The sequence below is a fragment of the Saccharopolyspora sp. ASAGF58 genome, assembly GCF_012277335.1.
Classification (GTDB): domain Bacteria; phylum Actinomycetota; class Actinomycetes; order Mycobacteriales; family Pseudonocardiaceae; genus Saccharopolyspora; species Saccharopolyspora hattusasensis.
The window spans coordinates 5,784,361-5,805,340 of record NZ_CP040605.1; the positions used below are offsets into that span (position 1 = coordinate 5,784,361).

The 20,980-nt window shown below is 68.0% G+C and carries 18 protein-coding genes; 6 read left to right on the plus strand and 12 right to left on the minus strand.

The window, feature by feature from the left end; translation table 11 throughout:
* Position 1 precedes the first annotated feature (1 nt).
* Positions 2–1,105: a DegT/DnrJ/EryC1/StrS aminotransferase family protein gene (locus FDZ84_RS26975; RefSeq protein WP_168588158.1), complete on the minus strand. Its 1,104-nt coding sequence runs from the start codon at positions 1,103–1,105 to the stop codon at positions 2–4.
* On the minus strand, positions 1,102–2,208 hold the full coding sequence (locus FDZ84_RS26980; RefSeq protein WP_246868455.1) for a Gfo/Idh/MocA family protein: 1,107 nt from the start codon (positions 2,206–2,208) through the stop codon (positions 1,102–1,104). Before FDZ84_RS26980 ends, FDZ84_RS26975 begins: the two co-directional genes overlap by 4 nt.
* A 418-nt stretch (positions 2,209–2,626) precedes the next feature.
* Between FDZ84_RS26980 and FDZ84_RS26985 the strand changes: the two genes are divergently transcribed.
* From FDZ84_RS26985 to FDZ84_RS27005, 5 genes are all read left to right on the plus strand, one after another.
* On the plus strand, positions 2,627–3,595 hold the full coding sequence (locus FDZ84_RS26985; RefSeq protein ID WP_371812920.1) for a chitinase: 969 nt from the start codon (positions 2,627–2,629) through the stop codon (positions 3,593–3,595).
* A gap of 249 nt (positions 3,596–3,844) precedes the next feature.
* The gene (locus FDZ84_RS26990) at positions 3,845–5,038 is read left to right on the plus strand and encodes a phenylacetate--CoA ligase family protein (protein WP_168588160.1); all 1,194 of its coding nucleotides are present in this window, start codon (positions 3,845–3,847) and stop codon (positions 5,036–5,038) included.
* A gap of 476 nt (positions 5,039–5,514) precedes the next feature.
* Positions 5,515–6,456, plus strand: a complete 942-nt coding sequence (locus FDZ84_RS26995; RefSeq protein WP_168588161.1) for an ABC transporter ATP-binding protein — start codon at positions 5,515–5,517, stop codon at positions 6,454–6,456.
* A complete protein-coding gene (locus FDZ84_RS27000) occupies positions 6,453–7,811 on the plus strand; it encodes an ABC transporter permease (protein ID WP_168588162.1) in 1,359 nt (452 codons plus the stop codon). Before FDZ84_RS26995 ends, FDZ84_RS27000 begins: the two co-directional genes overlap by 4 nt.
* Positions 7,812–7,818: 7 nt before the next feature.
* Positions 7,819–10,575, plus strand: coding sequence for a bifunctional YncE family protein/alkaline phosphatase family protein (locus FDZ84_RS27005; RefSeq protein WP_168588163.1), 2,757 nt, complete (start codon positions 7,819–7,821; stop codon positions 10,573–10,575).
* 102 nt (positions 10,576–10,677) lie between these two features.
* Here FDZ84_RS27005 and FDZ84_RS27010 read toward each other — a convergent pair whose 3' ends face one another.
* Positions 10,678–11,904 (minus strand): MFS transporter, encoded by a 1,227-nt coding sequence (locus FDZ84_RS27010; RefSeq protein ID WP_168588164.1) that lies wholly within the window; start codon positions 11,902–11,904, stop codon positions 10,678–10,680.
* A gap of 434 nt (positions 11,905–12,338) precedes the next feature.
* Here FDZ84_RS27010 and FDZ84_RS27015 point away from each other — a divergent pair, with 434 nt between their 5' ends.
* A complete protein-coding gene (locus FDZ84_RS27015; RefSeq protein WP_168588165.1) occupies positions 12,339–13,079 on the plus strand; it encodes an SDR family NAD(P)-dependent oxidoreductase in 741 nt (246 codons plus the stop codon).
* 155 nt (positions 13,080–13,234) lie between these two features.
* Here FDZ84_RS27015 and FDZ84_RS27020 read toward each other — a convergent pair whose 3' ends face one another.
* The 9 genes from FDZ84_RS27020 to FDZ84_RS27060 form a co-directional block, all read right to left on the minus strand.
* A complete protein-coding gene (locus FDZ84_RS27020) occupies positions 13,235–14,014 on the minus strand; it encodes a putative hydro-lyase (RefSeq protein ID WP_168588166.1) in 780 nt (259 codons plus the stop codon).
* Positions 14,011–15,321: an MFS transporter gene (locus tag FDZ84_RS27025; protein WP_168588167.1), complete on the minus strand. Its 1,311-nt coding sequence runs from the start codon at positions 15,319–15,321 to the stop codon at positions 14,011–14,013. Before FDZ84_RS27025 ends, FDZ84_RS27020 begins: the two co-directional genes overlap by 4 nt.
* 180 nt (positions 15,322–15,501) lie before the next feature.
* Positions 15,502–16,458: a biotin-dependent carboxyltransferase family protein gene (locus FDZ84_RS27030; RefSeq protein ID WP_371812687.1), complete on the minus strand. Its 957-nt coding sequence runs from the start codon at positions 16,456–16,458 to the stop codon at positions 15,502–15,504.
* Positions 16,452–17,108, minus strand: coding sequence for an allophanate hydrolase subunit 1 (locus FDZ84_RS27035; protein WP_168588169.1), 657 nt, complete (start codon positions 17,106–17,108; stop codon positions 16,452–16,454). The genes FDZ84_RS27030 and FDZ84_RS27035 overlap by 7 nt, the downstream gene beginning before the upstream one ends.
* Before the next feature lie 6 nt (positions 17,109–17,114).
* Positions 17,115–17,873 carry a LamB/YcsF family protein gene (locus FDZ84_RS27040; protein WP_168588170.1) on the minus strand — a complete coding sequence of 253 codons (759 nt, stop codon included), beginning with the start codon at positions 17,871–17,873 and terminating at the stop codon, positions 17,115–17,117.
* Positions 17,870–18,448 carry a thiamine pyrophosphate-dependent enzyme gene (locus FDZ84_RS27045; protein WP_168588171.1) on the minus strand — a complete coding sequence of 193 codons (579 nt, stop codon included), beginning with the start codon at positions 18,446–18,448 and terminating at the stop codon, positions 17,870–17,872. The genes FDZ84_RS27040 and FDZ84_RS27045 overlap by 4 nt, the downstream gene beginning before the upstream one ends.
* Positions 18,445–18,987 (minus strand): thiamine pyrophosphate-binding protein, encoded by a 543-nt coding sequence (locus tag FDZ84_RS27050; protein WP_168588172.1) that lies wholly within the window; start codon positions 18,985–18,987, stop codon positions 18,445–18,447. The genes FDZ84_RS27045 and FDZ84_RS27050 overlap by 4 nt, the downstream gene beginning before the upstream one ends.
* Positions 18,988–19,072: 85 nt before the next feature.
* The gene (locus FDZ84_RS27055; protein WP_168588173.1) at positions 19,073–20,251 is read right to left on the minus strand and encodes a pyridoxal phosphate-dependent aminotransferase; all 1,179 of its coding nucleotides are present in this window, start codon (positions 20,249–20,251) and stop codon (positions 19,073–19,075) included.
* Positions 20,248–20,949, minus strand: a complete 702-nt coding sequence (locus tag FDZ84_RS27060; RefSeq protein WP_168588174.1) for a GntR family transcriptional regulator — start codon at positions 20,947–20,949, stop codon at positions 20,248–20,250. The genes FDZ84_RS27055 and FDZ84_RS27060 overlap by 4 nt, the downstream gene beginning before the upstream one ends.
* Positions 20,950–20,980 lie beyond the last annotated feature (31 nt).

Consider the following 20,980-nt stretch of genomic DNA (forward strand, 5'->3'; position numbering starts at 1 on the left):
GTCAGACACCTCGCAATGCATCGCAAACCCGAACGACGGCGCCGTCGTCGAGCGTCGGGGAGATGGGCAGGGACAAGATCTGCGTGGCCGCCTCCTCGGCGACGGGAATCCGTTCGTCGCATCCGGCGAAAGCCGGTTGCCGGTGGCAAGGAACCGGGTAGTGCACGCCCCAACCCACTCCGGCCGCGGACAGCGCCGCACCCGCCTGTTCCCGCCGCAACGTCCGCACCACCGCGAGGTGGTGCACGTGCTCGGCTGCGGGGTCCACGGTTACCGGCTGGAAGGACGCCGGCAGCGATTCCCGGTACCGGCGCATCAGTTCGCGCCGACGCGCGTTGTCCGAGTCCAGCCGCGGGAGTTTTAGGGACAGCGCTGCGGCCTGGATGCTGTCGAGCCTGCTGTTGCGGCCCGGCAGCTCATGGCGGTGCCGGTCGTGCGCGGCTCGACCGTGGTTCGCGAGGCGCCGCACCCGGTCGGCCAACTCGACGTCGCTGGTGACGACGGCGCCGCCGTCGCCCAGTGCCCCGAGGTTCTTCCCGGGATAGAAGCTGAAAGCGGCGGCGCGTCCGACACTTCCGGCGGCGTGTCCGCCGTAGCGCGCTCCGTGCGCCTGTGCCGCGTCCTCGATGAACGCGATACCGCAGCGGTCAGCGAGCGAGCTCAGCGCTGGCACATCGACCATCTGACCGAACAGGTGGACCCCGATGATCGCAGCAGTACGCCGGTTCACCGCTGCGGCGGCCGCCGCGGGATCGATCAGCAGCGTGTCGGGGCGGACATCGACGAATACCGGCCGCGCACCGACCGCACGCACCGCTTCCGCGGTGGCGACGAAGGTGTTCGCTGGAACGATGACGTCGTCGCCGCCTCCGATGCCCAGCCCGGTCAAGATCAGTTCGATGGCATCGGTGCCGTTGGCCACGCCGACGCAACTGCGCGACTCGCAGTACGCGGCGAACTGCGTCTCGAACCGTTCGACTTCCGGCCCGCCGATGAACCGGCCGTGCTGGAGGACCGCCTTCCACGCCACTTCCAGATCCGTCTGCAGTTCGGCGTTGATGTCCACGAGGTCCAGGAAGGGGACCGCACCGGTGTTCCCATTCATTGGACAGCCTCTCCGTAAGCCGCCGGCCCTGCGACCAGCTGCGCGGCTTCCACGTCGTCGGAGGAGCGCTGGGCCGGAACGTCCAGCACCCGCACCGGCCGACCGGCGACCTGCGCCAGGTCCGACGCGCTGAGCACCCGGACGATCTCCAGGCCGCTGCGACCGGAGGTGTTGGGGGTTCGGCCGGTGCGCACGCAGTCGATGAAGTGGCTGTCCTGCACGAGCAGCGGCTCGCGGAACACCACGTGCGGCGAGACGATGTCGCCGGATCGGTAGGTGATCGGCATCGCGTGCGCGTCCGCCGGATCGTCGAGGCCGTGCGAGTCGACGCCGATGTCGTAGACGCGGATCCGGTCCTCATCGGAAGTGTCGTCGTAGACCGCCATCTTCTGGTCACCGACGACCGTCACGCGGCGGACCTTCTGCGGATTGAGCCAGCTGACGTGTACGAAGGCGTAGGTCCCGGACTTCTCCAGCTCCAGGCGCACGTGCGCCACGTCCGCGTGTCGTCCGTCGACGTGGTGATGGGCCCACGTGGTGACCGACGCCGGAGTTTCGTCCATCAGGAATGAGATGATCGAAAGGTCGTGCGGTGCGAGGTCCCAGACGACGTTCACATCCCGTTGGTAAAGACCGAGGTTCAGCCGCGAGGTGTCGATGTAGAGCACTCGTCCCAGCTCGCCGGAATCGATGATCTCCTTGAGCTTCCACACGGCGGCGTTGTATTCGAAGGTGTGGCCGGTCATGAGCACCACGCCACGTTCATCAGCGGTATCGACGAGTCTGCAGGCGTCCTCGATCGAGGTCGCCAGCGGCTTTTCGACGAGGGTGTGCTTTCCTGCGAGCACGGACCGCAGCGCGATCTGTGCGTGCGAGCACGGCGGAGTTGCCACCACCACCGCGTGCACGCTGGGGAGGACCTCGTCCAAGGCGCACGCCGTGCCCGCCGCCGGGAAATTGCGGTGGGCCTCGGCCAGTCGCCCGAGATCCTGGTCGACGACCACCACCTCCACGCCGGGCAACGTGCTGAGAACGCGTACGTGCTTGGAACCCCAGTAGCCGTAACCCACTACTGCAACGCGCATGCTGTCCGTTCGAGCCATTAAAGCCTCCAGAAACCGGTTGGGGTACAACAGGGATCCGGTGAGCCATCGTTGGACTTCATGCGGAAATCCGCTTGCTTGGCAATACCAAAGTGGATAATCCGTCGATTCGTCGCACAGCGTCAGCGCGGTTCTGACTATCCACGAAGGGGCGAGCCTCGGGAGTGGGACGCAGTGTCGTCACCTGCGCGCCTGACGACGGGCGCGCAAGGTGACCACGATGGAGAAAGGCGAGCTATCTTCGCGGAATGGGTGCGCATATCCTGTGTGGAGGAAGAAGATCCTTTTCTCTGCAGCTGAAAAACGCGGCCGGATCGAGTGACGTCAGCTGTCGCTGGCCGAACGAGTACACGATTATCGGACCATCCATGTGGTGACGCGGCAGGCGGCTCTGGTGGCGGCAGGGGAGAATCGGGCCATGCCCAAGATGCGAGCGCTTTTCATCGCCCTCATGATCGGTTGGGCATTTGTCGCGTGCGGAACGCACAGCCAGAACGTTTCCCGGAGCACGGCCGTGGTGACTTCATCGCCATACCTGTTCTTCGGGTGGGGCAACCCCCCTGACCCGGTTGCGGTGATGAAGGAAACCGGCATCAAGGCGTTCACCCTTGCTTTCATCCTCTCCGGTAATGGCTGCGACCCCGCATGGGACGGCGAAAGGCCGCTGGACGGCGACGATGCCGCTCAGATCAAGAGAATCCGCGATGCGGGCGGTGATGTCGTCGTCTCCATGGGGGGCAGCGCCCAGGAGGGCCGAAAGCTGGGCGAGGTCTGCCCGAACGAGCAAGCCCTGGCGAACGCGTACCAGAAGGTCATCGATGCCTACCAGCTCAAAGCGATCGACATCGACATCGAGAAGGGCGAGTTCGAATCCCCTGAAGCGCAAGATCGCGAACTCGGCGCGCTGAAGATCCTCAAGCAGCGCAACCCCGAACTGAAGACGATCATGGTATTTCCCACGGAACGCTCCGGTCCGGACGACCTCGGCAAGCGACTCATCCGACGAGCGCACGAGCTCGGCGCCAACGTCGACGTCTTCACGATCATGCCGTTCAGCTTCGGGGGCACCGACATGACCCGCGACACGATCTCGGCCGCCGAAGGGCTCGTGTCGGAGATCGCCGGCACCTTCGCAATACCGAAGAAAGAGGCGTACCAGAAGGCCGGCATATCGTCGAAGAACGGTGGGCTCGAGGAAACCGTGCGGTTGGAGGACTTCCACAACTTCCTGGACTACGCCAACGGCCATCACCTCGGCCGATTCACCTTCTGGGCGGTCAACCGCGACCGTCCCGGCGACCCGAGCCATGACGCGGGGAGCGGGATTGCCCAGCGCGACTGGGACTTCACCAGGGTCGTAGCGCGCTACCGCGCCACGGAGCCCTGATCGGCCCGGTCCGAGAACCACAGAACTGATTCTGCTTGTGTCACCAAGACTTGCTGATCGAACGGTCCGGGAGGTCGGATGATGTCTCTGCTCCGCCTGCACGCTGCCTTGCGCCCGCGCGTGGTCTCTGCCGTCACACGCGGCGTTGTGGAGCCCGTTCTCCGGACACCCTATCTGAGCACCGCCCGGTGGTTGCCGGAGTTTTTCGCGTGGCCTGAGCAAAAGCGCCGAGCTTGGCAACGGGACCGGTTGCAAGATGTCCTGCGGCACGCTCGGGACGAGGTGCCGTACTACCGCGACGTGCTGGCCGGGCGGGACGTGGACGGGGTGGACCTCACCGAGCTCCCCGTGATCGACAAGGCGATGATGCGGCCGTGCATGGACAACTTCTTGAGCCGGGGCTGGCGAGACATCCCGCACATCGCCAAGAAGACCGGTGGTAGTACCGGCGACCCGTTCCAGTACCCGCTCGACAAGCGCGCTTGGGTGCACGTCTACGGAGCGAACCTGTACTTCTGGGAAAGCGCCGGCTACCGCTACGGGGAGCGCCTGGTAATGGTGAGTTCCCCGCCCTCATTGCAGTCCGCGAGCGAGGGTTTGAAGACTCGCTTGCGCTCCGTCCTGGAGGGACGCGTGATCTCCGCAGCGGGATGCCACATCGACCCGGAGACGAGCCTGGAACGCGCACTTGCCGCCGGGCGCGCGCGGGGAGCGCTCTGGTACGGATACGCGAGCCATATCGCAGCGATGGCCGACGCCGTACTGGAAGCCGGTGTGCGCGTGCCGGCGCCGAAGGTGATCGTCACGACGGCTGAGCTGTTGTTCCCGACCTGGCGCGAGCGCATCGAGCAAGCCTTCGAGGCGCCGCTGCGCGACCAGTACGGGTGCAACGACGGCGGCATCATGTCGCAAGAATGTTCGCACGGCCGGCTTCACCTCGCCGAGAACGTATCGATCGTCGAGGTCCTCGACGACGCCGGCCACCGGTGCCCACCGGGTGATGAGGGCGACGTGGTCGTGACGAACCTGCACGCCCGGACACTTCCTTTCCTGCGGTACCGGATCGGGGACCGGGCCGTACTCGGCGCGGGGACATGTCCGTGTGGCACGGAAGGCACTTTCCTGGAGCGGGTGGTCGGTCGGCATGGCGACAGCTTGCAATTGCCCAACGGCAGGCACGTTTCCATGCACCCGCTCGGGAAATGCTTCTTCGACGCCCGTCACGTGCGTCGTTACCAGTTCGTCCAGCCGGAGCCCGGGCGCATCCAGGTGCGTCTCGAGGTCGAACCGGGTTTCGACGCGGACGAACGTTCGATGATCCTCGGCGAAGTTCGACGCGTGGTGGGCAGCGTGGTCGACGTCGACCTGACGACCGACGAGCCGATGGAACTCACTCGGGGCGGCAAGCACCGCGTAGTCGTGCGGGCCTTCGACCCGGCGTGACCTCGTTGCGCACCGCGACCGTTTCGCCACCTGCAGCGTGCGGTCGTGGTCTGCTGGCGCGCCTTCAATGAACGGTCGGGGGGAGCGTTACGGGCCGGACCGAGGTCCGTGAGCGTTTTTCGGTGCTATGGCACCCAAAATCACTCACGGCCAGGTGGCGCGCCGAGCACAACGACAAAGACCCGGTGGACGCACTGCGCGCTTCTGTCGGTAGCCCGATGTTGGCGGGGGCCTGCTGACCAGCACGTAGGTCAGCAGTTTTTCTTGCCTGGTCGTGGATCTCGGATGATCGCCACATTGGGCGCTTTCTCCGTTTTCGGCATTTTGCTGCTCACAATGGCAAATGTCCGTCGAGGTGTGATCAACCGGCGACCTGGCGGTCCCCGGTTGCCCTCCGTTTTCTGAACGTTCAGCCGGAGTCCCTGCCCGAGTTGATGGCTGTCCCTAAGTTCTTAGCCTGACGAAGGAAGGGAACAATGGACACACCCCCCGCAGTGCGGGCTCGTGGGATCACCAAGTGTTTCGGCGATGTCGTTGCGCTTGACGGCATCGATCTGGATGTGGCGCAGGGGCAGATTCACGGGTTGGTCGGGCCGAACGGCGCGGGCAAGACCACCTTGCTCGGTCTGCTGCTGGGTCTGGCCGTCGCCGACGGCGGCACGCTGGAAATCCTCGGTAAGCCGGTCGGCCGGTCGCTCGCCGCTCCCGACGCCGTAGCGGGATTCGTCGACGGGCCCGGCCTCTACCCATCGCTCACCGCCAAGCAGAACCTCGCCGCGCTGGCCGTGCTTCGCGGCCGCGACGCGCGGACGGCGGGGATCGACGACGTGCTCGACCAGGTCGGGCTCGCCGATGTCGCCGACGACCGGGTCCGGGGCTTCTCCCTCGGCATGCGTCAGCGCCTCGGGCTTGCCGCAGCCCTGCTCACCAAGCCCCGCCTCCTGGTGCTCGACGAGCCGTCCAACGGCCTCGACCCGGCCGGCAAGCAGCACGTGCACGGCGTCCTCACCCGGCTCGCGGCCGACGGAACCTCCGTCGTGCTCTCCAGCCACCGGATGGATGACCTCGAAGCACTGTCCGCCGAGGTCACCATCGTCGCCACCGGACGGGTCGTCTTCTCTGGCCCGTTGAGCAAGCTCGCCGCCGAGAACCAGGAAATCGACTACCGGGTCCTCACCTCCGACCCGGAGGCCGCCCGCAGGCTGGCCGCCGACACAACCGGGGTCCGCGTCGCCGACGACGTCGGGACACGGCACGACACCGAGGTGCTCGTGGTGCGCGCGTCGGTGCCCGCCCTCGACGAACTGGTGGTGCGGCTTGTACACGCGGGCATCGCGTTGCGCGAGCTCGCGCCGGTGGTGTCCCCACTCGAAGCCGCGTTCCTCGCCCTCACCGAGCAGCAGGAGTCCAGCCGATGACCGCGACCGTCGCCGATGCCCCCGCTTCCGCCGCCCGCCCTGTCTCGGTGGCGCGAGGCTACCGCTTCGAGCTGGTCAAACTGCTCTCGCAATGGCGGGTGCGCCTGCTGGTCCTCGCCTGCTGGCTCGCGCCTGCGCTCTTCGTCGCCGCGGTGAGCCAGCAGAGTTCGCTGCCTGTCGACACCCTCTTCGGTCGCTGGATGAATGCCACGGGTTGGGCCGGATCGCTGGTGATGCTCGGTTTCGCGGGCACCTACGCGCTCCCGCTGCTGACCTCGCTGATCGCCGGTGACGTCTTCGCTTCTGAAGACCGGCTCGGCACCTGGCGTCACCTGCTGGTGGCGGTCCGTTCGCCGCGACGGATCTTCGTCGCGAAGGCACTGGCCAGCCTCACCGTCATCCTGCTGCTCGTGGCCGGGCTGGTCGCTTCCAGCGCGATCGGCGGGGTCGTCGCGGTCGGCAACAGGGAGCTGGTCGGGCTCGACGGCCACCTGCTGGCGCCGGCGGACGCCGCTGGGCAGGTCCTGCTCGCATGGGTCTGCGTGCTCGCCCCGTCCCTGGCCCTCGGCGCGATCGGACTGCTCGGCTCCGTCGCATTTGGACGGTCCCCGATGGGACTGCTGCTGCCCATCGTCGTCGCCCTCGCCATGCAGCTCGTCCAGATGCTGCCGGTGCCGGTCGCGGTGCGCCTCGCCCTGCCCAGTTACGCCTTCATCGCCTGGAACGGTCTGTTCACCAGCCCGGCGCAACTCGGGCCGCTGATGATCGGCATCGTGGTCAGCCTCGTGTGGGCCGTTGCCGCGACCGCCTTGGCCTACCTGCTTTTCCTGCGGCGCGACTTCACGAACCTCACTCACGACGGTTCCGGGCGCCGCGCGATCATCACCGGCCTCCTGCCGCTCGTCGGGCTGTTCGCCGTGACCGCCGCAGTCGTGCCCACGGCCACCGGAGCCACCGGCTCCGGGATCGAGCAGGACAAAGTGCAGAGCTCGGTCGCCACGGCCTTCGCCCACCTCTACCGCCTGCAGACCAGGCAGCTGAACCGACCCGACGTCACCGAGGCGCAGTTGAGGGCCACCGCGGCGTGCAACAAGGGCGACGGCCAGGTCGCGCCCGAGGGGCCGGGCAATGACTGGCGCTGCGTCGTTTCCTGGCATCTCCCCGACGTCGAGGCCGCAGGGACGGCCATCTACCAGCTCGACGTCACCGCAGACGGGCGGTTCGTCGCCGACGGCGACGGACCGAAGGAAGTGAACGGCTACTTCCAGGTGCGAACCCCGGCCGGGGACGCACCGAACCCGCTCTGGCAGTTCGACGGCAACGTCGAGCTGCTACCCACCACCCCGAAGGGATAACTGCAAAATGCAGGTAACACGCCGTAGGCGGCGCATCGAGAAAGGCCTCTCCGGTCTTCTCGGTCGACGCATCGGCCGCCGCATCCCCCTGGTAACGGCAGGCACCACCGTCATCGCCGTGGCCGTTGCCGGCACTGGTTTCGCCCAGACGCACCAGTTCGGCACCGACCAGGTGGGGCAGACCACCGATCAGGGTCAGGTCGTCTCCGCCGACCAGTACATCGCCCCGATCGGTGACCGCCTCGTCATCAACAACGGCAAGATCATGTCCTCCTCGGTCAGCCCGGACGGCACCCACCTCGCGGCCTCGGTCACCGACGGTGGGATGGCGCTGTCCATCGTGGACCTGAAGAACTGGAAGGTGCAGCAGCTCGTCGGCAACTCCGCGTCGGCGGACCTGCGCATCAGCGGCAACGACGTGGGTCAGGAAGGCCCCACGTACTCGCCCGACGGTTCGCAGCTGTGGCTTGGTCAGATCGACGGCTACCGCAAGTTCACCGTGAACCCGGACGGCACCGTCGGCAACCCGGCCTTCGTCTCGATCCCGGCGGACGGTCCCAAGCACGCGCTGGTTGGCGAGGCGGCGTTCTCGCCCGACGGCTCGACCGTGTACTCCGCCGTCAACGGCCAGAACCGCGTGGTCGCCATCGACGCGGGGACCGGCGCCATCCGGCAGAGCTGGGCCGTGGGCAACGCCCCGCGTGACATGGTCCAGGTCGGCTCCAAGCTCTACGTCAGCAACGAGGGCGGGCGCCCGGCGGCACCCGGCGACACCACGCTGAACTCCTACAACACCCAGGTTCCGGCCGACCCCTCCACCGGTGCCACCACCACCGGCACGGTCAGCGTCATCGACCTGGCGAACCCGGCCGCTGCCGCCGCGAGCATCGACGTCGGTCTGCACCCGACCGCCCTGTACGCCAAGAACGGGGCGTTGTTCGTCACCAACACCGCCACCAACGACGTGTCGGTCATCGACACCGCCAGCAACAAGGTCGTGCAGACCATCGCCACCCAGCCGTGGCCGGAGGCGTCGGTCGGCTACGAGCCCGACGCGGTGACGCTCACCGACGACGGTCACCTGCTGGTTACCCTCGGCCGCGCCAACGCGGTCGCCGTCTACCGGTACACGAGCCCGCTGGAGCCGGTCAGCTACGTCGGCCTGCTCCCGACGGACTACTTCCCCGCGGAGATCACCACCGTCGGCAACGACGTGCTGGTCTCCAACACCCGTGGCATCGACGCCCGCCGCCCCACCAATGCCGCCGGGCACGGTACCCACGACACGACGTCGAGCCTGCAGCGGTTCACGCTGCCGGACGACGGTGCCATCAAGGGCGAGACCGGCAAGGTCTTCACCCAGAACGGCTGGAACGGCAGCTCGATCACGTTGTCCGAGGGCAAGGGCGACGCGAAGCCGGTGCCGGTCCCGCAGCGCCTCGGCGACCCCTCGACGATCAAGCACGTCTTCCTGATCGTCAAGGAAAACCGGACCTACGACCAGGTCTTCGGTGACGACCAGCGTGGCAACGGCGACCCGGCGCTGGCGCAGTTCGGCGAGAACGTGACGCCGAACCAGCACGCGATGGCCCGGCAGTTCGGGCTGTACGACAACACCTACGACATCGGCACGAACTCCGCCGAGGGGCACAACTGGCTGATGCAGGCCAACAACCCGGAGTACACCGAGTCGTCGGCCGGTGAGTACAAGCGCAGCTACGACACCGAGGACGACGCGCTCGGCCACCAGCGCACGGGCTTCCTCTGGAGCGGTGCGCAGGCGGCCGGCAAGAGCGTGCGGAACTTCGGTGAGTTCCAGCAGTTCCTGACCAAGCCCGCCGGTGCGACCTGGCAGAACCTGTACTGCGACACCAAGAACATGGCGGCGACCGGCCAGGACACCGCCTACCCGATGGTCTCGTCCTCGCCGATCCCGTCGCTCAACGACGTGTCGGTGCACGGCTTCCCGAAGTTCGACACCAGCGTCCCGGACCTCTACCGGTACGAGATCTGGAAGCGCGACTTCGAGAAGAACGGACCGGCGAACCTGAACATGTTCTGGCTCTCCAGCGACCACACCGGTGGTCCGCCGAACGGGGCCGCCCAGGTCGCGGACAACGACCTCGCGGTCGGCAAGATGGTCGACACGATCTCGCACAGCCAGTACTGGAAGGACTCGGCGATCTTCGTGGTCGAGGATGACTCCCAGGCCGGTCTCGACCACGTCGACGGCCACCGCGCCCCGATCCAGATCATCAGCCCCTGGGCCAAGCACGGCGCCGTCGACAGCCACTACTACTCGCAGATCACGATGATCCGGACCATCGAGCAGATCCTCGGGGTCCACCCGATGAACCAGAAGGACAGTGCGGCCACCCCGATGCGTGGGGCGTTCACCCCGGCGCCCGACTACACGCCGTTCACCGCTTTGCCCAACCGGACCTCGCTGACCGCGGGCCTGAAGGCCCAGCCTGCCTGTGGTGCGGACACCCCCGCGCCGCAGAACGTCGCGGCCGCGGCCGTGCCGTCGGACACGGTGCCGGCGGAAAAGCAGCAGGTCGCGGCCCAGTGGGACGAGTGGCTGACGCAGCAGCACCTGTCCGGGCCCGACGCCAAGCCCGACTTCGCGAACCCCGCGCAGATGAACCACTTCACGTGGTACCAGGCGCACGGGTGGACGCAGCCCTACCCGGGTGAGGACAAGGTCTACGCGCCGGCCGACGTGCCGGGCGCCTACATTCCGTCGTCGGAGTCCGACGGCTGACGTGGGCTGATCGCCAAGAAGGCCCTGGCCGGCTACACCGCCGGTCAGGGCCTTCTGCTTGAGGCGCCGCTGCCGGTCGCCCGCGTGGCCACGGGGTGTTCCTCACCTGGCGGCTGGGGACTTGCGGGCCAGCAGCCCCAGGACGGTCGATGCCAGCACCGCCACCATGGCGGCGAGGATCAGCCCGGCCACTTGCACACCTCGCAGTTGGGTGATGAGGCCGCAGGCCACGACCGGCACGGAGATCGCCACGTACGCCACGACGAAGAAGCTGGAGGCGACCTCCGCCCGCTGCCTCGGCGGCGCGGCCTGGTTGACCGCCGCCAGCCCGGTGCGGAAGCTCAGCCCCTGGCCGAGTCCGGCCACCACCGCCCCGGCGATCACCAAGACCAGCGAAGGCAGCGCGAGGCCGAGAGCGAGCAGGCCCATACCCGCGATCAAACCCACGCAGCCGATGACGAGCGGGCCTGCCCTGAAGACCGCCACCAGCGCGGTCTGACCGGCTGTCGATGCCGCGAACACGGCGAATACGACCAGACCGACTATTGCGTGGTCGTCGATGCCGAGCACCTCACCGAGGAAATCCGGTGCCACCGCCGTGAACAGGCCCAGCACGGCGAAACCGGCGAAAGCCGCCAAGCCGGCCCGCACGAAGGCCGGTCGTGCCTGCGGAGGAACCCGCAGACGTTGCGGGCGCAGGCGAACGCGGCCTTCGGCCTGCACCGGCTCCGGGATGAACCACACGACCACAATCGCGGGGATGACCAGAGCGAGATCCACCCCGAACGGCAGCCGCAGCGGTGCGACGGCGAACTGCGCGAGCAGGCCGGCCATCAGCGGGCCGCAGCCCAAGCCCCCGATGTTGGCCGATGTGGCGACCACGGTCGCGCGCCCGGCCGAGCTCCGCGGCACCAGGTCAGCGAGGGTCGCCGTCGCCGTGCCCGTGAAGATTCCCGCCGACAAGCCCGAGAGTATGCGGCCCACCAGCAGCAGCCAGAGGCCGTCGGCGACGAGGAACACCACGGCGCTCAACGCGGACAGCGCAAGCCCTGCCAGCAGCACACGCCGCCGACCGATCTGGTCGGACAGGTGACCGAAGAGCAGGAGCGCGGCGATGACCCCGACCGCGTACGTCGCGAAGATCACGGTCACCATCAGCTCGGAGAAACCGAACTCGCTTCGGTAGATCGGGTACAGCGGTGTCGGCAGGGTGGTCCCGATCATGGTTACCGTGAACGCGTAGGCCACCACGGCGAAACCACCGCGCCGGCCAAATCGCGGTGAGCCACTCCTGAACAGGATCTGGACTATCGGGCGTGCGAACGTCATCGCTGGATACCATCCTTCGGTGGCGCCGGCAGCCCAGGTTGGCGTCAACGGCAACCGGAGCCAAGCCCGCTGCATCCCACATCTCCAGGGTGGGGGAAGAAGCAGATGCCCGCGAGGTCGACCGCGGGTGCGGCGCGAATGGGTTCGCTAGCGCAGCACGGCGGCGAACTGCTTGGCCATTCAGCGGGCTGGGCGTGATCGGCTCGTTCCGCTTCGGCTGATGCTGCACGGCGTGCCACGGCTGTCCTGCTGCCCGGGTCGATTGACTGCTCCCCGCCGGAAGGACTCTGTTGCCCAATTCGGGGGTGTATTGATCGTGAACTGGCTGGTGTGAATTGATCGTCTCGGTGGACGATGGTCCAGGGCGGCTGGTCCTGGACCGCTGACCGGCGACACCGACGCCAACACCCGTTACCTACCACATCGGAGGACCGATGACTGCTCCCTCCAACAAAGAACTCCGGGTCGGCGGCAACGCCGTCGTCGTGGGCGGCGCCCGCGGCATCGGCCTGGCCGCGGTCGGTCTCGCTGCCGACCGCGTCGACTCGATGACGGTGCTCGACCTTCCCGAGCACGCCCCGGAGGTGGCCGAGGCGTTCCCGGGCGCGGCCTACCACAAGGCCGACGTCCTCGACCGGGAGTCGCTTGATAAGGGGTTCGCCGCCGCTGCTGAGAACGGCCCGGTCACGGGTGTCTTCGTCCCAGCCGGCATTGTGCTACAGACCCCGCTACTTGAGGTCAGCTTCGAAGAAGCCGAGCGGTGTCTGCTGGTCAACGTGCTGGGCTCGGTCAACACGATCCAGGCCGCCGCACCTCATCTCGCTCCCGGCGCCTCGATCGTCCTCTGCGCCTCGGTGGCCGCCTACACCGGCGGTGGGTACGTCGGGGGTCCCGTGTACGGGGCCTCCAAAGGCGCGGTGATCAGCCTGACGAAGGGCGCGGCGCGCGAACTGGCGTCCCGGCAGATCCGGGTGAACTGCGTCGCTCCCGGCTGCACCACGACGGCGATGCTCGGCGACGACCCCGCGCTCCACGCCGAGCTCGCCGAGCGGGCACTCGTCGGGCGTTTGGCGCGGCCCGAGGAGATCGCCAACGCCGTCCTCTACCTGTGGTCGTCCGCGTCGTCGTTCATGACCGGCGCGGTCCTCGACGTGAACGGCGGGATCCGGCTCTGACGCGGACCGCGCACTCGTAAAAGGGAGCACCTACGGAGCCGCAGCGCGGACGATCCCTTCGTCGGACCGACCTTCCCGCGCGATGGACCCGTCGCACCCCTGCCTGGGCCGTGTGCACAGTGACCACCGGGCGCTCACCTCCGGTCGATCGCTGCTCACGGGGTTTCGTCGACGTGGTGGTCGAAGATGAACATGTGGCCTGCGTAGTGGGTGATCACGTACTCGGCACCGGAGTCGGGCAGCACCAGCTGTGGGGTGACTCCGCATGCCCAGAACATCGGGACGGTGCCGGGTTCGAGTCGTGGCGGTGGTCCGAAGTCCGGTGTGGACAGATCCGCGATGCCGAGGCCTGCTGGGTCTCCGATGTGCACTGGGGCCCCGTGACCGGTGGGGTAACGGGAGGTCACCTCTACCGCGCGCGCCACCAGATGGCTCGGGAGCGCCCGCATGCTCACCACGAGCGGACCCGACAGGCGGCCGGCCGGGTGGGTGGGCCGGTCGGTCACGTACACCGGTGGTGCCATCGAATCCGCCGCGTGTGGCACCGGGACTCCTGCGGTGCGCAACGGCCCCTCCCAGGTGTGGCTGCAGCCCAGGAGGAAGCCGACGGAGTCGTCCCGCCAGTATGCGGTGATGTCAGTCGGTTCGGCGACGAGTTCGCCGCGTTGCCACACCCGGTAGCGTGGCAGCGTGGTGCGCAGGTCGGCTTCGGTCCGGCCGAGCCGGATGACCGGGTCTCCCGGGTCGGTCACCGCGATCACCGGACAAGGCTTGGGATTCCGGTTGCAGTACAACAGGAAGTCGAAGGCCAGCTCCCGTGGGACGACGGCGAGGTTGGCCTGCTGGTAGCCGTCGAGGACTCCGGCGGTGGGGCCGGTCCAGCTGCCGGCGGCGATCAACCGACGGAGCTCCCGCGGGCTGGCGGGGGCACTCATGCGGCGAGCTCCGATCGTGCGGTTTCGCGGACCGCGAGCAGGGACAGCAGCGCGATGGCGCACGCGCCGATGAGCAGCCAGCCGGGGGCGAGGAGGTTGTCGGTGGTCGAGATCAGCCAGGTGGCGGCGTAGGGCATCAGGCCGCCGCCGAGGATGGTGCCGATGTTGAAGCTCAGCGACAGACCGGTGTAGCGCACGCGGGTGGGGAACTGCTCGGCGTAGGTGGGGTAGCCGACGGACTGGACGATGGGGAAGGGGATCGCGGCTACCACCATCGCGAGAAACGCGAGCCAGATGTTGTTGTGGTTCATCACCAGCATCATCGGCGTCACCAGGACCATGTAACCGACGAATCCGATGGTGAGGACGAACTTTCGGCCCTTGCGGTCGGACAGGCCGCCGTAGAGGGGCATCAGCAGTCCCATGCTGAGGTTGACTGCCATGATGATCCAGAAGACCGCGGTCTGGTTGTAGCCGAGGTTCTTGGTGAGGTAGATGTTCATGAACACCAGGCCGACCCAGTAGCCGGCATTCTGTCCGAACGACAGCCCGACGACCTTGGCCACCGCCGGCAAGTGTCCGGTCAGGACTTCCCGCAGCGGTGCCTTGACCAGTTCCTGGTTCTCCTTGGCGGATTCGAACGCGTGGGTGTCTTCGATCTTCTTCCGCAGCACCAGCGACAGCACGATCAGCGGGATCGAGCACAGGAACGGGATTCGCCAGCCCCAGGCCGACATCTGTTCTGGCGTCAGCACAATCGACACCACACCTGCGACGGTGGCTGCTGCTGCACCGCCCATTGCGACGCCCATCGGGGTGAAGCCGCCGAAGAAGCCACGTCGGCCGGTCGGTGCGGATTCGGCGACGTATGCGGCTGCGCCGGTGACCTCGCCGCCGGCGAAGAATCCTTGCAGCAGGCGGACGACGAGCAATGCGATCGGTGCGAGCAACCCGGCGGAGGCGTGCGTGGGCAGCAGGCCGGTGATTGCGGTGGCGCTGCCCATGCCGATGACGGTGAGCAGCAGGACTGCCTTGCGGCCGATCCGGTCACCGAGCCGTCCGAGGAGGATTCCGCCGAGCGGGCGGACCAGGAACGAGCTGCCGAAGACGGCCAGGGTGGACAGCAGCGCCGCCGTCGGGTTGTTGCTGGGGAAGAACAGTGGGCTGATGGTGACCGCGAGGTATCCGTAGACCCCGAACTCGTAGTACTCGATTGCGGTTCCGGTCATCGCGGCGATCGCGGCTTTGCGCGTGGTCTGTCGGCTGCTGCCGATATGTGGGGTGTGGACTCCGGCGGAGGTGGACATCGATCACTCCAGCGTTTTCAGGGGATGCTCGGGCAGATCGGGAACTGATTCGGCGAGCTGTGCCGGTGCCGTGAGCGGAGATGGCCACCGCTCGACGACCGAGGAAGGGCTGGTTGGATTCTTTCGTGCCCTAGCGATGTGCTTTGATCCCGGCAGCCGCGCGTCGCGGCGCCTGCGGGATCAAGATCTGGTTGTAATTCGTTGCCGGGAAGCCAATTTCATGGCGCGACCTCCGCTGGAAATGGGTTGGAAGCGCAACCCGATACCTGGTGGAGCCTGCGCCACCAGGTCCAGATCGCGCTCGACGACCGCGCCGATCACCGGATATCCGCCGGTGACCGGATGGTCTGCCAGGAACACGATGGGCTCGCCTGAGGGCGGCACCTGGATCGCGCCGCGCACCATGCCCTCGCTGGCCAGGTGAATCTTGCCGATTTGCAGGGGATCGCCCTGCAGCCGGACCCCGACCCGATTCGAATCCGCGGAGACCCGCCACCGGGTGGTGGTGAGCCGTTGTCGATCGGACCGGTCGAAGAGTTCGTGTCGCGGACCCCACCGGAATCGCACGGTCGTGGTGGCCTGTGGGAGTCGGCTGATCGCCAACTCGACGGGAACCTGCGGGCACGGGCTGGCCGCACCGACGGCGAACTCATCACCAGCGCGAAGCGGGTGCGGTCCGTGTCCGGCCAGCACGTCGTGCCCGGCACCGCCGAGCACGGGTTCGACCAGCAGACCACCGGAGATCGCGAGGTAGGTGCGCAGGCCGGCGTTGGGGCGTCCCAGCGACAGCACGTCTCCGGCGGTGAGCCGGAAGCGCGTCGGATCCGCCACCGGGCGGCCGTTGACCAGAGCGGGCACCGGCGCGCCGGTCAGCGCGACCACCCGGGCCGCGTCCAGCCGGATGCTCAACCCGCCGAGGGTGCATTCCAGGGCAGGGGTTGCGGGGAAATTGCCGACCAATCGGTTGGCCAGTGCGAAGCTGGTCCGGTCGGCGGCACCGGATGGGCTCACCCCGAGGTGCGCGTAACCGGTCCGTCCCTGGTCCTGCACGGTGGTGAGGGGGCCTGGCGAGATGACGGACAACCGCGCGGTGTCGTTCTTGGGTGGGACCGGCGTGGATCGGGCAGCTGTCAACACCTCGTCACCACCCGGAAGGCCACTCGATCGCCGACTTCCAGCCGGTTCGGCGGGTTGTTGCCTGGGTTCCACAACCGCTGTTCGGTGTGACCGATCAGGTGCCAGCCACCCGGCGTACCGCCCGGGTACACGACGGTCTGGTTGCCGGCGATCGCCACGTACCCGGCCTCGATCCGGGTGCGCGGGCTGGTTCGGCGCGGTAGCGCCAGGACGTCTGGGCAGCCGTCGATGTAGGCGAATCCCGGTGCGAAACCGAAGAAACCGACGACGTGTTCGGCGGCGGCGTGTTCGCGAGCGACGTCAGCGACGCCGAGGCCGAGAGCATCGGCGACCTCGATGAGGTCCGGGCCGTCGTAGTGCACCGGGATCTCGATCGTCCGGGGACGCCGGCCGGGCCCCGGGCGATCGAGAGCCTCTTCCAGCAGTGAAACCAAAGCGCTGCCCAGCGCGTCTGTCCAGGCGCAGTCGATCGCGGTGACCAGGACGGTCTTCGCGGCCGGGACGACCTCGGCGACCTGTGCCGCCCACGGCTGATCGTGGACGGCCGCGGCGATCGAGGTGGCGCCGCCGGAGGGCAGTTCCACCAGCCAGCCGCGGTCGCCGGCGCGCAGCAGGCGGGCCGTGGTCGGCGCGGGGATGCGCTGAAGCATGTCACCTCATCGAATGGGGGCCAGTGAAACGTCTGCGGCGCGCAGCGCGGCGGTGACCGCAGCGGCGATTTCCACGGCACCTGCGGTGTCGCTGTGGAGGCACAGCGTGCCCGGGGACAGCTCGACGTCCTCCCCGGTCACTGCGGTTACCTTGCCTTCCGTGGCCATCCGCACCGCACGTGTCGCGGCTTCCCCGGGATCGGTCACCAGCGCGCCAGGTTGGCCGCGCGGCACCAGCAGCCCTTCGGCTGTGTAGCCGCGGTCGATGAAGCCTTCGGCCAGCGGCCGGATCCCGGCTTCCGCCGCCAGCCGCCATGTCTCCGTGCCGGGCTGGCACAACAGCGGGATCGATCGGTCGAATGAGGCGACTGCCTCCACGATCGCGGCCGCGTGCTCGCGATGACGAGCCGAGGCGTTGTACAAGGCTCCGTGCGCCTTGACGTAGCCGACTCGACCGCCTGCGAGTTCGGCGAATGCCCGCAGCGCGCCCATCTGGTACAGCAGGTCGTTGACCAGGCTCGCTCGCGGCACGTCCAGGAACCGCCGGCCGAAACCGGCGAGGTCCCGGTAGGACACCTGGGCGCCGATGGCCACACCGCGCCGCACCGCCAGTTCGCAGGTGCGGCGCAGGATGTCGGGGTCGCCGGCGTGGAAACCGCAGGCCACGTTGGCCGCGCTGACCAGCCCGAGGAGTGCTTCGTCGTCGGTGAACTGCCAGACGCCGAAGCCTTCCCCGATGTCGGTGTTGACCGCGATCTCGGTCATGCCGCGATTCGGTTGGTCAGCCAGCGGCGGAAGCGGTCGGCGTGGACGACGGGATCGATGAGCAGCAGTGGTGTGCCCGGTTCGTTGCCCGGCTCGATGCGCACGTGCACGAACCACGGGCCCGGCTCGGCCAGCGCTCGCTGCAGCGCGTTGCCCAGTTCGGTGGTGTCCGCGGCCCGCAGGACCTGCAGCCTCACCGATTCCGCGATCGCGCCCAGGTCCAGCTTCTCCGCCTGGGTGGGGATACCGGCCGTCGACGCGTAGACCCCGTTGTCCAGCAACAGGATCACGAGGTTGTCCGGGGCGAGGTAGCCGGCGGTGGCCGCCGCGCCGAGGTTCATCAGTAGCGACCCGTCCCCGTCGATCACCACGCTGCGCGACACCTTGGTACCGGCGATTCCCAGCGCGACGCCGGTGCCCACGGACACCGTGAGTCCCATGGCGTCCAGCAGGTAGAGGTGATTGTCCCGGTCGGCCACGGCGGCCAGTTCCCGGCTGGTGGCCGCGCAGGTCGCGGTCACCGCGAGGTCGGGGGTCCGGTCGGTGATCACGCGCAGGGCTTCGATGCGCTTCATGCGCGGCTCTCCTTGTCGTTGAAGTCGAAGAATTCCATCAGGACCACGACGGGGCGGTAGGTCATCCGGGCGTGCTTGCCGGCCTCGGTCACGGTCGCCTGCCAGTCCTCCGGGGAGTTGCGCCGGTCGAGTCCGAAAACGGGGATGTTCGCGGCGCGCAGCATGTCGGGCACTGGAGCAGAGATCGAGTGGATCATCGAGTTGTACTCGCCGAGCCCGCCGCGGGTGTTGGCCAGGATGAGCACCGGCAGGTGGTAGGACGTGGCGAAGGTGGTCAGCGCGGTGAGCGCGTTGCCGAACCCGTTGTCCTGCACCACGATCACGCCGAACTTGCCGGCCAGCGGGAGCGCGCCGATGACGCCGACAGCCTCTTCCTCCCGCGACACGGGGAAAACACGCGTGTCCGGGCCGGCGTTGTCGATGAGCCCGTTGATGATTCCGGCGATGCTGTTGCTGGGCACGTAGGCCACGGCGTCGGGGTCCATCCCGAGCACCGCTTCGACCACGTTCTTGTGGCGTTGTTGCGTCGTCGTACTCATGCGGCTGCTTTCTCTCGAGGTCGGGGGTGGGCGTGGCGGACCGGCGACCGCGGCACTGGTGCGACCTGCGCCGGGTCGGCCGCCGTTACAGTGCGGCGATGATGCGCCGGAGGCCTTCGGCCAGGTCTTCCAGCGGGCACGCGTAGGACACGCGGAACGAGTGCGTCCCGCCGTGCGGGTCGAAGGCGGTCCCGGGAACCACGGCGACGTGGTGTTCTTCGAGCAGGCGCACCGCGAGTTCTTCGGCCGGTTCGGCGGTTTCCGGGTCGTAGCTGAGGTAGAGGTAGAAGGCGCCGTCGGGGGAGGCCACGCGCAACTTGTCGGTACCGGAGATCACCCGCAGCGCCGCGTTGCGCCGGGCCTCGAAGGACTGGCGCATGGATTCGGCCTCGTCGCGGGCCGAGCGCAGCGCCGCAGCGCCGCCGTCCTGGATGAACGTGGTGGAGCAGACGGTGGTGTACTGCCGGACCCGCAGGGCGGGTGCGATCAGCTCGGCCGGGCCGGCCAGCCAGCCCAACCGCCAGCCGTCCATCGCGAACGCCTTGGCGAACCCGCCGACCGACAGCGTGCGCGGGCGGAGTTGTTCGTAGGACGCGGGGGAGGTGTGGCCGACATCGTAGGTGAGGTCGGCGTAGATCTCGTCGGACAGCAGCAGGGCGTCGGTGGGACGCAGCATCTCAGCGATGGCGTCCATATCGGACTTACTGGCCACGGTTCCGGTCGGGTTGTTCGGCGTGCACAGCACGACCATGCGGGTGCGGTCGCCGATCGCGGCGCTCAGCGCCTCCAGGTCGAGCTGGTAACCGTTGGCGGCGTCGAGCGGCACCTCGACCGGTGTGGCACCGGCCAACCGGATGCAGGACTGGTAGTGGGCCCAGGCCGGTACGGGCACCACGACCTCATCACCGGGCCCGCAGAACGCCATGATCGCGAGGAACACCGCTTCGTTGGCGCCTACGGTGACGATGATCTCGCCGTTGGGCTGGTACTGGGTGTGGCGTTTGTCCGCGAGGTATTCGGAGATCGCGGCGCGCAGGTCCGCGGTGCCGGCGTTCGGCGCGTAATGCACCTTGCCGCTCTCCAACGCGTCGATCGTCGCCTGCTTGGCCACGGCCGGGCTGTCGAAGTCGGGGCGGCCGATCTCGAAGTGGTAGATCTTGTGCCCGTCGGCTTCCAGCTTCGCGGCGCGGTCGAAGATCGCCCTGATCGGCGAAGGCTTGATGGCCGCCAAGCGGTCTGCCGGGCGGGCGAATGCGTGGGTCATTGGTGTTGCTCCAGGACGGATTCGGGGTGTTCGGCCCGGTCGTGCCAGGCGCTGCGCAGGCCCTGCTGGCCACCGTCGATGTGGGCGTGGATCTGGCCGGCGAGCGCGGTGGCGTCGCCGTCGGCGAGCGCGGCGACCATCGCGTTGTGCTCGGCCTGCACGCGGTCGAGAGCGTGGGTGCTGTGCACGTAGAAGCGGGAGTAGGGCTCCAGCTGGTGGTAGAGCCGGGAGATCACTTCGTAGCGCATCGGCAATCCGGCCAGCCTGTACATGTCGAGGTGGAACGCGAAGTTCACCCTCGACCAGCCTTCGCTGCCGAGCTCGTCGATGCGGTCCATCTGCTCGGTCATCGACCGCAGCCGGTCGACGTCTGCGCGCGAGCAGCGCTGCACCACGTGCTCGGCGAAGCTGGGCTCGACGAGCTTTCGCAGGTCGTAGATCTCGTCGATCTCGGCGAGGTCCAGTTCGGTGACGAAGGTGCCGCGCCCGGGCGGGCTCTGTACCAGGCCCTCGCCGACCAGGGTCCGGATGGCTTCCCGCAGCGGGATCCGGCTGACCCCGAAGCGGGCCGCGAGCTCCTCGTGGACCAGCCGGTGTCCGGGCGGGAAGACACCGTTGACGATGGCCGCGCGCAGCTCGTCGGCTATGTCGTTGGGGTTGCGCGGGGAACCTCTCCGCAGGGTGTGGTCAGCAGCCATGCGGACTGTATACAGTGAATACGTTATCGGG